The following is a 15295-nucleotide window of genomic DNA, read 5'->3' on the forward strand; positions in this document are numbered from 1 at the left end:
GCGCTAACTATTTATGTACCTGCTTATTCGTTACACATGGCGCTCAAGTAGTACGGGCTGTGGCCGAAAATAATTGAAGGGTGCGATTAAAAGGCCTGACGAGCTGATTCTCGTCTTGCCCGCCCGGCCTCTGCAGGCTGGGCTATACTCACGCCGCCTGGACCGTTCGTCGGTCTGCATCTTGAACACGGCTGACGCCGTCGTTGAATTCTTGAGGGATGACTGTGAAGAACTGGACCTTGCGCCAACGGATTCTGGCGAGCTTTGCCGTCATCATTGCCATCATGCTGTTGATGGTGGTTGTGTCTTACTCGCGGCTGCTGTCAATCGAGTCCAGTGAAGAGCAAGTCCGCTTCGATGCGCTACCCGGCGTTTACTACAGTACGCTGGTGCGCAGCGCATGGGGCGAAAGCTATATCCGCACGCTGGAATTGATCGCCGAAGGCGCGGCACGTCCGCTGACCAAGCAGGAAAAAGACCAGTACCAGGGGTTTGACGAGAACCTTCAAGCGCAGATGGATGGCTACAAGAAATCCATTTTCGACAAGCAAGACGCGGACAGCTTTGCAGTCTTCGAAAAGCGCCGCGAAGCCTATTCCCGCATGCTCAATGAAGTGCTTGCCCAATACGATCGCGGCGACTATGCGAACGCACGGGCCGAGTTCTTTGGCGAGGTCAACCCTGTATGGCTTGCGGGCCGCAAGCAGCTCAACGACGTCATTGTCATGAATAAAAAGCTGGCCGATGAGGCGACCAACAATATCGTCAATGCGGTACTGGCCGCCAAAATCAGCATGATCGTGTCCTTGCTGGTCGCGATCATGGCCTCCACCGCCTGCGGTCTGCTTATGATGCGCTCGATCATGTCGCCGATGCAGCTCATCGTGCGCATTCTCGACACCATGCGCACCGGCGATCTGAGCACGCGCCTTAACCTGGCCCGCAAGGATGAGTTCAACACGGTTGAAACCGGCTTCAACGACATGATGACCGAACTGGTCGCGTTGGTGGCACAGGCCCAGCGGTCTTCGGTGCAGGTCACCACCTCGGTCACGGAAATCGCGGCCACCTCGCGCCAGCAACAGGCCACCGCCACCGAGACCGCTGCGACCACCACCGAAATCGGTGCGACGTCACGGGAAATTGCTGCGACCTCGCGTGATCTGGTGCGCACCATGACCGAGGTCACTTCGGCGGCCGATCAGGCGTCGATTCTTGCGGGCTCCGGTCAACAGGGGCTGGCGCGCATGGAAGACACCATGCATCAGGTGATGGGCGCGGCCAATCTGGTCAACGCCAAACTGGCGATCCTCAATGAGAAGGCCGGCAACATCAATCAGGTGGTGGTGACCATCGTCAAGGTGGCCGACCAGACCAATCTGCTGTCGTTGAACGCTGCCATCGAGGCGGAAAAGGCCGGCGAGTACGGACGCGGGTTCGCGGTGGTGGCGACCGAGGTGCGGCGCCTGGCCGACCAGACGGCGGTTGCCACGTACGACATTGAACAGATGGTGCGCGAGATCCAGTCGGCGGTTTCGGCGGGTGTCATGGGCATGGACAAGTTTTCCGAAGAAGTTCGCCGAGGCATGTTCGAAGTCACTCAGGTCGGTGAGCAGCTGTCGCAGATCATTCATCAGGTTCAGGCCCTGGCTCCACGCGTGCTGATGGTCAACGAAGGCATGCAGGCGCAGGCCACCGGTGCCGAGCAGATCAATCAGGCGCTGGTGCAACTGGCCGATGCCAGCAGCCAGACCGTCGACTCACTGCGTCAAGCCAGTTTCGCCATCGACGAGTTGAGTCAGGTAGCGGTCGGCTTGCGCAGTGGCGTATCGCGCTTCAAAGTCTGAGTCCGGACCATGAAGGAGCCATCGCCACGGCGCGTCGATTCGTCAGTCATCGCCAACAAGCTTTTCCTGCTGTTTTGCATCGGTGAAGATCGCTATGCCCTGGAAGCGACCGAGATTGCCGAGATCCTGCCACGGGTGAAGCTCAAGACCATCGCCCGGGCGCCGCATTGGGTGGCGGGTATTTTTTCGCACCGTGGCGAAATCGTGCCGGTGATCGATATCAGTGCCTTGAATTCCGGCCAGCCAGCGCGGGCACGAACCAGCACGCGCATGGTGCTGGTGCATTATCGGCACGACGACCTGCATCCGGCGCCGCTGCTGGGGCTGATTCTGGAGCAGGCAACCGAAACCCTGCGTTGCCCGGCGTCCGAGTTCAAGGAATATGGTCTGGATAATCGCCTGGCCCCTTACCTCGGTCCTGTCCGCGAGGATGAGCAGGGGCTGCTGCAATGGATTCACGTTCGCGAACTGCTGAGCGAGCCGGTCCGCGAACTGCTGTTTCCAGCGACGCCGATCAGCCTTGAGCTGCTCGAGGACGCGCCATGAGCGATGACGCGCGCTTTTTCAGCTTTCTCAAGGACCGTATCGGGCTCGATGTGACTTCTGTCGGCGAAGCGATCATCGAACGCGCCCTGCGTCAGCGTGCTGCCACGGTCGGTTGTGCGGACCGCGACGGCTATTGGCAACTGCTGGTGACATCACCCCAGGAACAGCAGGCGCTGATCGAGGCGGTGATTGTTCCGGAAACCTCTTTTTTCCGCTACCCGGAGTCGTTCGCGACGCTGGGCAAGCTGGCCCGTGAGCGCGTGGCCAATCTTGCCGGTGTGCGCCCACTGCGGATTCTCAGCCTGCCGTGCTCGACCGGCGAAGAACCCTACTCGATGGTCATGGCGTTGTTCGATGCTGGCGTCGATGCCCGACAGTTCAAGGTCGAAGCCATCGATATCAGCCCGGTGTCGATTGCCAAAGCCGAGCGTGGCATTTATGGCAAGAACTCGTTCAGGGGCGACGAACTGGGGTTTCGCGAGCGCTATTTCAGCCCTGTGCCGGAAGGCTTTGAAGTATCCGAGCGAATACGCGCCTGCGTGAACTTTCAGTCCGGCAACCTGCTTGATCCAAAACTGGCCGCTGAGGTGGCCTACGACATCGTTTTTTGTCGCAATCTGGTGATCTATTTCGATCAGCAGACCCAGCAGCGGGTGTTTCGGGTTCTCAAGCAACTGACCCGGCAAGACGGCCTGCTGTTCATCGGTCCGGCCGAGGGCAATCTGCTGGCGGGCATCGGCATGCGCCCGATTGGTATCGCACAGTCGTTCGCCTTCAGCCACGCACCGCAGGAGCAGACCGCCCCGGCACCGGCCCGCGCGTCCGAGGCCGCCAAGGCTGCACGTCCGACGCCCGACGTCCCGGCACGGGCACCCGCGCCGCGACCCGCCGGACGCACCTCCGCCGCGTTCGCCCCCAGCGTCAAACCGGCCGGGGTCGGCAACGATGCAGCAGCGGCGCTGCTCGACAGCATCGCGAACCTTGCCAACGAGGGCAACAGCGCTGCAGCGCGGGCTGCGTGCGAGCGCTATCTGCAACAGCATGAGCCCGTTGCCCAAGTGTTCTACTGGCTGGGCCTGCTCAGTGAAGTGGCGGGCAGTGTCGCTCAGGCCCAGGGTTTTTATCGCAAGGCGTTGTACCTGCAACCGCAGCACCGCGAATCGCTGGCGCAACTGGCGGCGTTGCTGGCTGCGCAGGGCGACACTGCCGGGGCCCGGCGTTTGCAGGACCGGGCCGCGCGCGGCACGAATAAACAAGGAAACCATTGATGACGGGCCCGTCCGGTTTTTCCAGCCTTACCCATGATCAAGCTCAGGACATCGACGACTGCTGGAACCGTATCGGCATTCACGGCGACCGTTCCTGTCCCTTGCTGGCAGACCACATCCACTGCCGCAACTGTGCTGTGTATTCCGCTGCGGCCACGCGCCTGCTGGATCGCTACGCGCTGGCTCAGGAACATCACGAGCAGTTTCAGGGCTCGGCGTTGCAACGCGATATCAAGATCCGTTCGATTCTGGTGTTTCGTCTCGGTGATGAGTGGCTGGGGCTGGTTTCCCGCTGCCTTTCGGAAGTCGCACTGCACCAGACTATCCACTCGCTGCCCCATCAGCGCTCGCGTGCCATGCTCGGTGTCGCTAACGTGCGCGGCGCGCTGGTGGCGTGCATCTCGCTGGTCGAATTGCTGGGCCTCGACAGCCATGCTGCGCCTTCCCCGTCTTCGCGGGTTGTACCGCGCATGCTGATCGTCGCGGCCGAAGGCGGACCGGTGGTGGTGCCGGTCGATGAAGTCGATGGCATCCATGCCATCGACGAACGTGAGCTGGAGGCAGCTTCGGCTTCCGGTACGCACGCCAATGCGCGCTTCACACGCGGCGTTCTGCAATGGCAGGGTCGCAGCCTGCGCTGGCTGGACGAAGATCAGTTGTTGTCGGCGGTTCACCGGAGCCTTACATGACACCCGATCAGATGCGTGATGCCTCGCTGTTCGAACTGTTCACGCTGGAGGCCGATGCGCAGACTCAGGTGCTGAGTGCCGGTCTGCTGGCGCTGGAGCGCAACCCGACTCAGGCGGATCAACTGGAAGCCTGCATGCGTGCGGCGCACTCGCTCAAGGGCGCGGCGCGAATTGTTGGCGTCGATTTCGGCGTCAGCGTGGCGCATGTCATGGAAGATTGCCTGGTCAGCGCTCAGGAAGGGCGTCTGTTGTTGCAGCCCGAGCACATCGATGCGCTGCTGTCCGGCACAGACCTGTTGATGCGCATTGCCACGCCGGGTGGTGCCAGCGTGACTCAGGCCGACATCGACGCTTACGTTGAAAGGCTCAACGCGTTGCTGGCCTCCGGTGCCGGTGCTGCGCGCACGGTGGTTACGCCGTTGGCAGAGCCACCAATGGACCCGTTACTGGCCATTGCGATGCAGCAGCTCGGCTCGTCGCCCGCTGCGCCGCCGCTTGCCGATCCCGCGCCGTCGCCCGCCGCTCCGGCAACCGCCGCTGCACCCGAGCCGGAAGCACCGTTCTCGCCGCTGCGTGAACGTCGAGTCAGCGAAGGCGGCGAACGCGTGCTGCGGGTCACCGCCGAGCGTTTGAACGGTCTGCTCGACATGTCCAGCAAATCACTGGTCGAGACGCAGCGGCTCAAGCCGCTGCTGGCCGGCATGCAACGGCTCAAGCGTTTGCAGAGCAGCAGCGACCGCGCGCTGGAGGTGCTGGGTGCGAGTTTCGGCGAGGCAGGTCCGCCAACCGATGTGCAGAAAGCCCTGGAAGACGCGCGCAATCTGTTGTTCCAGGCGCAGCAGGTGCTGGTGCAGCAGACTGCCGAGCTGGATGAATTTGGCTGGCAGTCGGCGCAACGCGCGCAATTGCTATATGACACGGCGCTGGCTTGCCGCATGCGGCCTTTCGCAGACGTGTTGAACGGTCAGGCGCGGATGGTGCGCGATCTGGGGCGCGAACTGGGCAAACAGGTCCGGTTGCAGATCGAAGGCGAGAAGACCCAGGTCGACCGCGATGTGCTGGAAAAGCTCGAAGCGCCGTTGACCCATCTGCTGCGTAATGCCGTCGATCACGGTATCGAATCGCCGGAGCGGCGAATCGCGGCGGGCAAGGCCCCCGAAGGCTTGATTCGCTTGCAGGCCTCGCATCAGGCCGGCTTGCTGGTGGTCGAGCTGAGCGATGACGGCGGCGGCGTGGACCTGGATCGTCTGCGGCAAAACATAGTGGAGCGCAAGCTCTCCCCGGTGGAAACGGCCGAGCAGTTGAGCGAAGAAGAGCTGCTGAGCTTTCTGTTCCTGCCGGGCTTCAGCATGCGTGACAAGGTCACGCAGATTTCCGGGCGTGGCGTTGGTCTGGACGCCGTGCAGCATATGGTTCGCCAGATGCACGGTGGCGTTGAATTGCAGCAATGGGCGGGCGAGGGCAGTCGTTTCAGGATTGAAATGCCCTTGACGCTTTCCGTGGTGCGCAGCCTGGTCGTCGAGGTCGGCGGCGAAGCCTACGCTTTCCCGTTGGCCCACATTGAACGCATGCGCGACTTGCAGCCCGATGAAATCGTGCAGCTTGAAGGGCGTCAGCATTTCTGGGACGAAGAACGTCATGTCGGCCTGGTTTCGGCCAGCCAGTTATTGAATCGTCCGCCTGCGCAGAATGCCGGAGAAGCGCTCAAGGTGGTGGTGATCCGCGAACGCGACGCTGTTTACGGGGTCGCCGTCGAGCGCTTCATCGGTGAGCGCACGCTGGTGGTCATGCCGCTGGATGCGCGTTTGGGCAAGGTTCAGGATGTCTCGGCGGGCGCGCTGCTCGATGACGGGTCGGTGGTACTGATCATCGACGTCGAAGACATGCTGCGCTCGGTGGAAAAACTGCTCAACACCGGGCGCCTCGAACGCATCGACCGGCGTCACCGCCAAGTGGATCAAGTGACGCGCAAACGCGTCCTGGTGGTCGATGACTCGCTGACCGTGCGCGAGCTCGAACGCAAGTTGCTGGTGGGTCGTGGCTATGAAGTGGCGGTGGCCGTGGACGGTATGGATGGCTGGAATGCCTTGCGTGCCGAAGACTTCGACCTGCTGATCACCGACATCGACATGCCGCGCATGGACGGTATCGAACTGGTGACGCTGTTACGCCGCGATACACGTTTGCAGTCGTTGCCGGTGATGGTCGTTTCCTACAAGGATCGCGAAGAAGACAGACGTCGTGGCCTGGACGCCGGAGCCGACTATTATCTGGCCAAGGCCAGTTTTCATGATGATGCCTTGCTCGACGCGGTCGTCGAACTCATTGGAGACGCGCAAGGATGAAGATTGCCATCGTCAACGATATGCCCATGGCGATCGAGGCCTTGCGTCGGGCGCTGGCCTTCGAGCCTGCACACAAGATCATCTGGGTGGCGGCCAACGGTGCCGAAGCGGTACAGCGCTGCATGGAGCAGACGCCGGACCTGATCCTCATGGACCTGATCATGCCGGTGATGGACGGCGTGGAAGCCACGCGCCGGATCATGGCCGAAACGCCCTGCGCCATCGTCATCGTCACGGTTGACCGCGAGCAGAACATGCGCCGCGTTTTCGAGGCCATGGGTCACGGCGCCCTGGACGTGGTGGATACGCCGGCCATCGGCGGTCCCAACCCGAAAGAGGCTGCCATGCCGCTGCTGCGCAAGGTGCTCAATATCGAATGGCTGATGGACCAGCGCGGCAACCGCGAGCAGGTTGTGGCGGCGCCGATGCGTCAGACCGCCAGACGCGACAGTCTGGTGGCCATCGGTTCTTCTGCGGGCGGTCCGGCGGCGCTGGAGATCCTGCTCAAAGGCTTGCCGGCGAGTTTTTCGCCAGCCATCGTGCTGGTCCAGCATGTCGATCAGGTGTTCGCCGCGGGCATGGCCGATTGGCTGTGCTCGGTTTCCGGCGTGCCGGTCCGGCTGGCCCGCGAGGGCGAAACGCCACAGCCTGGAGTCGTGCTGCTGGCGGGCACCAATCACCATATTCGCTTATTGAAAGACGGTACGCTGGCTTATACGGCGGAACCGGTGAATGAAATATACAGGCCCTCGATTGACGTGTTTTTCGAGAGCGTGACTCGTTATTGGAGCGGCGACGCGGTAGGTGTGCTATTGACCGGCATGGGCCGCGATGGTGCGCAGGGGCTCAAGGCCATGCGAGAGCGGGGGTTTCTGACCATCGCTCAGGATCAGGCCAGCTCTGCGGTGTACGGCATGCCCAAGGCCGCCGCCGACATCGATGCCGCGGTTGAAATTCGCACGCTGTCCGCCATTGCACCTCGCTTGATCGAGGTATTTATTCAATGACTGCCGAGATGATCCAGCGGGCAGTCGGAGACCAGGAGAAATTTCATGCATGATGTGCCAATGGACGACATCAAAGCCTCGGATGAAAACAATGCGATGGTGCTGCTGGTTGACGATCAGGCGATGATTGGCGAGGCAGTCCGGCGCGGTCTGGCAGGGCACGAGTCGATCGACTTCCATTTCTGCGCCGATCCGTATCAGGCGATTGCCCAGGCGGTGCAGATCAAGCCGACGGTCATTCTCCAGGATCTGGTGATGCCGGGCCTGGACGGCCTGACCCTGGTGCGTGAATACCGCAGCAACCCGCTGACCCGAGACATCCCGATCATCGTGCTCTCCACCAAGGAAGATCCGCTGATCAAGAGCGCGGCGTTCACGGCCGGTGCCAATGACTATCTGGTCAAGCTGCCGGATAACATCGAACTGGTCGCGCGCATTCGCTACCACTCGCGCTCTTACATGACGCTATTGCAGCGTGATGAGGCCTACCGCGCGTTACGGGTCAGTCAGCAACAGTTGCTCGACACCAATCTGGTCTTGCAGCGCCTGATGAACTCCGACGGCCTGACCGGGCTGTCGAACCGTCGTCATTTCGACGAGTATCTGGAACTGGAATGGCGCAGGGCGGTGCGTGATCAGACTCAGCTGTCGATGCTGATGATCGACGTGGACTACTTCAAGGCCTACAACGATAACTTCGGCCATCTGGAGGGCGACGAAGCATTGCGCCAGGTGGCCAAGGCGATTCGCAACAGTTGCAGCCGTCCGTCTGATCTGCCGGCGCGCTACGGAGGGGAAGAGTTCGCCATGGTGCTGCCCAATACTTCTCCGGGCGGCGCACGCCTGCTGGCGGAAAAGCTGCGCCAGAGTGTGGCGGGCATGAAGATTCCGCATATTGCTCCGGCTGCCGGGTCAAGCCTGACCGTCAGCATCGGCGTTGCCACCGTGACACCGCAGCTGGAAATGTCCAGTCGCGAGTTGATTCTTGACGCCGACAAAGGGCTCTATCTGGCCAAGAACAACGGGCGCAATCAGGTAGCCGTCGGCTGATGCAATGCGCCACCGATAAAATAGGCTGCACAAGGCCCGTTCGACAGGCTGCTTTCGTTGTCGCGCCTGGGGTATACTCGTCGGCTTTGAAAATTTCGCCTGCGAGTGCTGCCTACCATGGAAATCAACCCGATCCTAAACAGCATCAAGGATTTGTCCGAACGCTCCGAAACCATTCGGGGGTATCTTTGACTACGATCACAAACATGATCGTCTGACCGAAGTAAACCGCGAGCTCGAAGACCCGAACGTCTGGAACAACCCGGCCTACGCCCAGGAGCTGGGGCGCGAGCGTTCCCTGCTGGCGCAGATCGTCGAAACCCTGGACGAAATGTCCTCCGGGCTGGTCGATGCCAAAGACCTGCTGCTGATGTCCGCCGAAGAAGAAGACCAGGCTGCCGTCGATGACGTCGCCGCCGAAGTCGAGCGCCTGCGTGCATCGCTGGAAAAACTCGAGTTTCGCCGCATGTTCAGCGGCGAAATGGACCCCAACAACGCCTATCTGGACATCCAGGCCGGTTCCGGCGGCACCGAAGCGCAGGACTGGGCCAACATCCTGCTGCGCATGTACCTGCGCTGGGCTGACAAGCGCGGTTTCGACGCCACCATCATGGAACTGTCTGCCGGTGAAGTGGCCGGTATCAAAGGCGCGACCGTGCACATCAAGGGCGAATACGCCTTTGGCTGGTTGCGTACCGAGATCGGCGTGCACCGCCTGGTGCGCAAGAGCCCGTTCGACTCCGGCAACCGTCGCCATACGTCGTTCTCGGCCGTGTTCGTGTCGCCTGAAATCGATGACAACATCGAAATCGACATCAACCCGTCGGACCTGCGCATCGACACCTACCGCTCCTCCGGGGCCGGTGGTCAGCACGTAAACACCACCGACTCGGCGGTACGTATCACCCACGTTCCGACCAACACCGTGGTCAGTTGCCAGAACGAGCGTTCCCAGCATGCGAACAAGGACACCGCCATGAAAATGCTGCGGGCCCGTTTGTATGAGCAGGAAGTGCAGAAGCGCAACGCAGCGTCCCAGGCGCTTGAAGACACCAAGTCCGACATTGGCTGGGGTCACCAGATTCGCTCCTACGTACTGGACGCCTCGCGTATCAAGGACCTGCGCACCAACATCGAACGCAGCGACTGCGACAAGGTGCTGGATGGCGATATCGACGAATACCTGATCGCAAGTCTCAAGCAAGGGCTGTAAACCGTCAGCCGACACCTCAAGCCCCTCGCCGCGAAGCGAGGGCGAACCTGTGATGGAATATCTAAAGACATGAGCGACCAACAACTCGACCCGCAAGCCCTGCAACAGGAAGAAAACACCCTGATCGCCCTGCGCAAGGAAAAGCTTGCTGCCGGCCGTGCCAAGGGTCAGGCCTTCCCCAACGACTTCCGCCGCGACAGCTACTGCAACGACTTGCAGAAACAGTACGTCGACAAGACCAAGGAAGAACTGGCAGAAGCAGCGATTCCGGTCAAGGTTGCCGGTCGTATCATGCTCAACCGCGGCTCGTTCATGGTCATTCAGGACATGACCGGGCGCATCCAGGTGTACGTCAACCGCAAGACCCTGCCTGAAGAAACCCTGGCCGAGGTAAAAACCTGGGACCTGGGTGACATCATTGCTGCCGAAGGTACGCTAGCGCGTTCCGGCAAGGGCGACCTGTACGTCGAAATGACCAGCGTGCGCCTGCTGACCAAATCGCTGCGCCCGCTGCCGGACAAGCATCACGGCCTGACCGACACCGAACAGCGCTACCGTCAGCGTTATGTCGACCTGATTGTCAACGAAGACGTGCGTGAAACCTTCCGCGTGCGCTCGCAGGTCATTGCTCACATCCGCAGCTTTCTGATGAAGCGCGACTTCCTTGAAGTCGAAACGCCGATGTTGCAGACCATTCCCGGCGGCGCAGCGGCCAAACCGTTCGAAACCCACCACAACGCGCTGGACATGGAAATGTTCCTGCGTATTGCGCCGGAGCTGTACCTCAAGCGCCTGGTGGTCGGCGGCTTCGAAAAGGTTTTCGAGATCAACCGCAACTTCCGTAACGAAGGCGTTTCGACCCGGCACAACCCCGAGTTCACCATGCTCGAGTTTTACCAGGCTTACGCAGATTACGAAGACAACATGGACCTCACCGAGGAACTGTTCCGTGAGCTGGCGCAGCTGGTTCTGGGCAGCACCGACGTGCCTTACGGCGACAAGGTGTTCCACTTCGGCGAGCCGTTCGTGCGCCTCTCGGTGTTCGATTCGATCCTCAAGTACAACCCCGAGCTGACCGCTGCCGATCTGCAGGATGTCGACAAGGCTCGCGCCATCGCCAAAAAAGCCGGCGCGAAAGTGCTGGGCTTCGAAGGTCTGGGCAAGCTGCAGGTGATGATTTTCGAAGAGCTGGTCGAGCACAAGCTGGAGCAGCCGCACTTCATCACTCAGTACCCGTTCGAAGTGTCGCCGCTGGCACGTCGCAACGATGACAACCCGAGTGTTACCGACCGTTTCGAGTTGTTCATCGGCGGCCGCGAAATTGCCAACGCCTATTCCGAGCTCAATGACGCTGAAGACCAGGCCGAACGCTTCCAGGCACAAGTGGCCGACAAGGATGCCGGTGATGACGAAGCCATGCACTACGACGCCGATTTCGTGCGTGCGCTGGAATACGGCATGCCGCCAACGGCGGGTGAGGGGATCGGTATCGATCGCCTGGTGATGCTGCTCACCAACTCACCGTCGATCCGGGATGTGATTCTCTTCCCGCACATGCGCCCACAAGCGTAATCAGTACCAAAACAGCCGCCTTCGATGGGCGGCTTTTTTTTAAGGTTTTTTCAAGACGACTCAAAAGGAAGCTGTTTTGACGATTGCCAGAGAAGGCGCTGCCAGCGTAGCAAGCGCCGTAGCCAAAAGTATCAAGTACCAGGGGCGCAAGACCGCCCGCCAGGGCAGTGAGCAGCGCAGGCAAGTGATTCTGGATGCCGCCATGCGCATCGTGGTGCGTGACGGTGTACGGGCTGTGCGCCACCGTGCAGTGGCCACCGAAGCGGGGGTGCCGCTGTCGGCGACCACCTACTATTTCAAGGACATCAATGACCTGCTGACCGATGCCTTCGCCCAGTACGTGCAGCGCAGTGCCGATTACCTGTCCACGCTCTGGCAGAACACCGAAGTCATCCTGCGCGACATGATGAGCCGCAGTTCCGGCAGTCCGACTGACCGCTTTCGACTGGCCGACGACATCGCGCGTATGGTGATGGAGTATCTTCGGCACCAGTTGCTGACCCGCCGTGACTACCTGATTGCCGAACAGGCGTTCTACCACGAGGCGTTGATCAACCCGCGTCTGACGCCACTGGTGATGGCCCATCAGGAAATTCTGTTGCAGGGCAGTTGTCAGTTTTTCCAGGTGATCGGCTCGCTGCAGCCACATCAGGATGCTCAAGTGTTGACCGGGCTCATCCGCCGCATGGAGTACCAAGGCCTGCTGCGTGGGCCCGAGCGTCAGGCAGACGAGGAAATGCTCTGTATTCTCATGCGTCAGTTGCGCCTGGTGCTGGGCACTCCTCAGCCGTTACGAGAGTAGGATGCTACTCTCGCGATTGCAGGAGATAAGGCGCTGATTACCTTGACGATCCGGCCGATTCCGATACTTTCATAGGGTCTGTTCCCGTTTCATCGCGGCTCGCGATGAAACGGGAGCAGACCCTAGTGGTGGCGCATTTTCTGCGCGACCCGCATCAGGGGCGACAGCCCGTCAGCCAAGGAGTACCCGGTGGACGAGTATCAACAGACTATTCGTGCTTTATCGGATCGGATCGTCGTTGCACAGACACCGATTCGCATTCTGGATGCAGTGAAGTGGGATGACACGATTCGCCAGGAGTTTCTGGCCGCCAAAGGCAAGGCACTGCCTGCCGTGGACCGCGCGTATTACGAGACTCGTCCGCTGGGGTTCGATTCGGCGGCCTTGAAGCAGGAATTTCAGAACATCGAGCGCGACGTCACGCGTCAACTGGGCCAGTTCAACCCGGTCGGGCAGATCATGCGTCGCATGTGTCGCGAATACCGCATGGTGGTGCGCATGCTGGAAGCGCGTGGCACGTCGGATTTCGGCCTTATCTCTCAGGAACTCTATGGCGCGGCGTCCGACGCCTTTCACGCCGGAGACCCGACCCTCGCGGACCTGGGGCTGATGCTGTCGGATTACCTCAACAACATTGCCGGGCGCGGGGACCTGAAAGACGAACCGAAAATTCTCACCGCCAAAGACGCTGTCGGGCTGTTGCAGACACGCCTGAACCGGGTGTTTGGTGAAGCCGAGGAGACCATCCGCGTATTCGAGTCCGACGGTATCGTTGCCGATGCCGCAGCGGGCGCCGATTACATCAAGATCCGCAGTGACGCCATGTTCAACGAGCGTGACGTGCGGGCGCTGGAGGTGCATGAAGGGCTGGTGCATGTCGGCACCACGCTCAACGGGCAGAATCAGCCGATCTGCACCTTTCTGTCCAAAGGGCCGCCGTCGTCGACCGTCACTCAGGAAGGCCTGGCGATTCTCATGGAAGTCATCGCCTTCGCCTCCTACCCAAGCCGCCTGCGCAAACTGACCAACCGCACGCGGGCTATTCACATGGCCGAGCAGGGCGCTGATTTCCTCGATGTGTTCGGGTTCTACCGCGAGCAGGGTTTCAGCATGTCGGAAAGCTACGGCAACGCCAGTCGGGTATTCCGCGGCTCGGTGCCGAACGGACTGCCATTCACCAAAGACCTTTCGTACCTGAAAGGCTTCATCATGGTCTACAACTACATCCAGCTGGCCGTACGCAAAGGCAAGCTCGAACAGGTGCCCCTGCTGTTCTGCGGCAAAACCACACTGGAAGACATGCGCACCCTGCGACAACTGGTGGACGAAGGGCTGGTAGTGGCACCCAAATACCTGCCCGAACAATTCCGCGACATGAACGCCCTGTCAGCATGGATGTGTTTCTCCAACTTCCTCAACCACCTGAGCCTGGACCGCATCGAAGCGGATTACTCGAATATCTTGTAGGTGTTGAGTGGTGTTCTACACGAATACAGAAATGCTTTAGATGTGCTTTTCGATCGCGATGGCACTGACGACGCCGATTGCGACGTAAGTGACGGATCAGTGTCAGGACGAAGGAACCNCGAGGGGCGAAAAGGTGCCTTGAGTCAGGAATAAACATTACTGACATCGCAGAACCTCCGTGTTACGTGGAGCGTCGGCACGAGACCCAATTGTAAGGAACCCCGCATTTGAAACTGATCGGCATCCTCGCTTTGATCCTGAGCCTCACCGGTTGCAGCTCCATGCTGTTCTATCCCGAGCGAGACGTGCCGTTCACGCCGGACAAGGCACGGCTGCAATACCAGGACGTGAACCTTACCGCTGCCGATGGCACGCGCCTGCACGGCTGGTGGCTGCCGGCAAAAGAAGGGGTGCCGGTAAAAGGCACGGTCTTGCACCTGCACGGCAATGGCGGCAACCTGGCGTGGCATCTTGGCGGCGTCTGGTGGCTGCCCGAGCAGGGTTACCAAGTGCTGATGGTCGATTACCGTGGCTATGGCGAATCGCAGGGAGAACCGAGCCTCCCGGCAATCTATCAGGACGTTCAGGCCGCATTCGACTGGCTGAAGACAGCACCTCAATCGCAAGACATGCCCCTTGTGGTTCTGGGGCAAAGCATCGGCGGGGCATTGGCGGTGCATTACCTGTCAGAGCACCCGCAAGAGCGCTCCCGGGTCAAAGCATTGGTGCTGGACAGCGTGCCCGCCAGCTACCGCAGCGTCGCACAGCACTCGCTGAGCAAATCCTGGCTGACCTGGCCGTTGAAAACCCCGCTGTCATGGCTGATCCCGGATGCCGACAGCGCCGTCAACGGCCTGCCGCAACTGGCCGGCACACCGATGCTGATCTTCCACAGCATCGACGACACCCTTGTGCCGCTCGCCAACGGCATCGAACTGTACAAGGCCGCGCCACCGCCGCGCGTCTTGCAGCTGACCCGAGGCGAACACGTGCAAACCTTCGCTGACCCCCTGTGGCGTCAGGTCATGCTGCGCTATCTGGACGACCCGACCCACTTCAACGGCCTGCGTCGTCTGGCCGAAGTGCCCAATTTTCCGACCCCTGAAAAACAGCCTGCGCAATGAGTGATGATCGTAATGTGAACGGCATGATCCTGACCGGCATTGGCGCGATCATCGGTACGGTCGGCTGCCTGTGGTTTTACGGCTACCTGCACTTCGCCAGGCCGGAAGACGCGCTGCTGTTGAGCGAATTTACGCTGCTCAAGACCGTTCCGGGCGAGGATTACAAGATTGCCGCAACGCCCGCTGCCGAGGTCGCGCAATGCATCGATGGCGTGCTGGTGCTGTTCGACACCTCGCAAAAGGGCCTGTCAGGTGTGCTGATCAATGATCACCGCCAGGCCGTGCGCTGTATCGGCCAGCAGACGCCCCGGCAATAAGACGTTTATAAAACCGTCACCCATAAAAAAGCCCCGCCTGTATGCGCA

At 60.6% G+C, this 15295-nt stretch carries 13 protein-coding genes; all 13 read left to right on the forward strand.

The window, feature by feature from the left end:
- Positions 1-224: 224 nt before the first annotated feature.
- Entirely contained in the window at positions 225-1847 is a 1623-nt protein-coding gene (locus ABJ99_RS19950) for a methyl-accepting chemotaxis protein (protein WP_054087369.1), read from the forward strand.
- A 9-nt stretch (positions 1848-1856) separates the two neighbouring features.
- The gene (locus ABJ99_RS19955; protein WP_054087278.1) at positions 1857-2393 is read left to right on the forward strand and encodes a chemotaxis protein CheW; all 537 of its coding nucleotides are present in this window, start codon (positions 1857-1859) and stop codon (positions 2391-2393) included.
- Positions 2390-3661: a CheR family methyltransferase gene (locus ABJ99_RS19960; RefSeq protein ID WP_054087279.1), complete on the forward strand. Its 1272-nt coding sequence runs from the start codon at positions 2390-2392 to the stop codon at positions 3659-3661. Before ABJ99_RS19955 ends, ABJ99_RS19960 begins: the two co-directional genes overlap by 4 nt.
- Positions 3661-4350, forward strand: a complete 690-nt coding sequence (locus ABJ99_RS19965; RefSeq protein ID WP_054087280.1) for a chemotaxis protein CheW — start codon at positions 3661-3663, stop codon at positions 4348-4350. The genes ABJ99_RS19960 and ABJ99_RS19965 overlap by 1 nt, the downstream gene beginning before the upstream one ends.
- Positions 4347-6695 carry a hybrid sensor histidine kinase/response regulator gene (locus tag ABJ99_RS19970; RefSeq protein ID WP_054087281.1) on the forward strand — a complete coding sequence of 783 codons (2349 nt, stop codon included), beginning with the start codon at positions 4347-4349 and terminating at the stop codon, positions 6693-6695. The genes ABJ99_RS19965 and ABJ99_RS19970 overlap by 4 nt, the downstream gene beginning before the upstream one ends.
- Positions 6692-7702, forward strand: a complete 1011-nt coding sequence (gene cheB / locus ABJ99_RS19975) for a chemotaxis response regulator protein-glutamate methylesterase (RefSeq protein WP_054087282.1) — start codon at positions 6692-6694, stop codon at positions 7700-7702. Before ABJ99_RS19970 ends, cheB begins: the two co-directional genes overlap by 4 nt.
- A 45-nt stretch (positions 7703-7747) precedes the next feature.
- On the forward strand, positions 7748-8752 hold the full coding sequence (locus ABJ99_RS19980) for a response regulator (protein WP_054087283.1): 1005 nt from the start codon (positions 7748-7750) through the stop codon (positions 8750-8752).
- 117 nt (positions 8753-8869) lie between these two features.
- A protein-coding gene (prfB, locus tag ABJ99_RS19985) for a peptide chain release factor 2 (protein ID WP_096059895.1) occupies positions 8870-9965 on the forward strand; the annotation gives its coding sequence in 2 pieces (ribosomal slippage) (positions 8870-8941 and positions 8943-9965; 1095 coding nt in all).
- 69 nt (positions 9966-10034) lie between these two features.
- Positions 10035-11537 (forward strand): lysine--tRNA ligase, encoded by a 1503-nt coding sequence (gene lysS, locus ABJ99_RS19990; protein WP_054087284.1) that lies wholly within the window; start codon positions 10035-10037, stop codon positions 11535-11537.
- Positions 11538-11613: 76 nt separating this feature from the next.
- Positions 11614-12339 (forward strand): TetR/AcrR family transcriptional regulator, encoded by a 726-nt coding sequence (locus ABJ99_RS19995; protein WP_054087285.1) that lies wholly within the window; start codon positions 11614-11616, stop codon positions 12337-12339.
- Positions 12340-12528: 189 nt separating this feature from the next.
- Positions 12529-13806 carry a flavohemoglobin expression-modulating QEGLA motif protein gene (locus tag ABJ99_RS20000; protein ID WP_054087286.1) on the forward strand — a complete coding sequence of 426 codons (1278 nt, stop codon included), beginning with the start codon at positions 12529-12531 and terminating at the stop codon, positions 13804-13806.
- A gap of 227 nt (positions 13807-14033) precedes the next feature.
- Positions 14034-14930: an alpha/beta hydrolase gene (locus ABJ99_RS20005; protein WP_054087287.1), complete on the forward strand. Its 897-nt coding sequence runs from the start codon at positions 14034-14036 to the stop codon at positions 14928-14930.
- On the forward strand, positions 14927-15247 hold the full coding sequence (locus ABJ99_RS20010; protein ID WP_054087288.1) for a hypothetical protein: 321 nt from the start codon (positions 14927-14929) through the stop codon (positions 15245-15247). The genes ABJ99_RS20005 and ABJ99_RS20010 overlap by 4 nt, the downstream gene beginning before the upstream one ends.
- The last annotated feature ends 48 nt before the right edge of the window (positions 15248-15295 follow it).

Source organism: Pseudomonas syringae pv. cilantro, from assembly GCF_001293775.1.
Taxonomy (GTDB): domain Bacteria; phylum Pseudomonadota; class Gammaproteobacteria; order Pseudomonadales; family Pseudomonadaceae; genus Aquipseudomonas; species Aquipseudomonas syringae_P.

Coding starts and splice junctions, on each gene's coding strand:
- ABJ99_RS19955 (WP_054087278.1), top strand. CDS start 1,857: ATGAAGGAGCCATCGCCACGGCGCGTCGATTCGTCAGTCATCGCCAAC.
- ABJ99_RS19960 (WP_054087279.1), top strand. CDS start 2,390: ATGAGCGATGACGCGCGCTTTTTCAGCTTTCTCAAGGACCGTATCGGG.
- ABJ99_RS19965 (WP_054087280.1), top strand. CDS start 3,661: ATGACGGGCCCGTCCGGTTTTTCCAGCCTTACCCATGATCAAGCTCAG.
- ABJ99_RS19970 (WP_054087281.1), top strand. CDS start 4,347: ATGACACCCGATCAGATGCGTGATGCCTCGCTGTTCGAACTGTTCACG.
- cheB (WP_054087282.1), top strand. CDS start 6,692: ATGAAGATTGCCATCGTCAACGATATGCCCATGGCGATCGAGGCCTTG.
- ABJ99_RS19980 (WP_054087283.1), top strand. CDS start 7,748: ATGCATGATGTGCCAATGGACGACATCAAAGCCTCGGATGAAAACAAT.
- lysS (WP_054087284.1), top strand. CDS start 10,035: ATGAGCGACCAACAACTCGACCCGCAAGCCCTGCAACAGGAAGAAAAC.
- ABJ99_RS20010 (WP_054087288.1), top strand. CDS start 14,927: ATGAGTGATGATCGTAATGTGAACGGCATGATCCTGACCGGCATTGGC.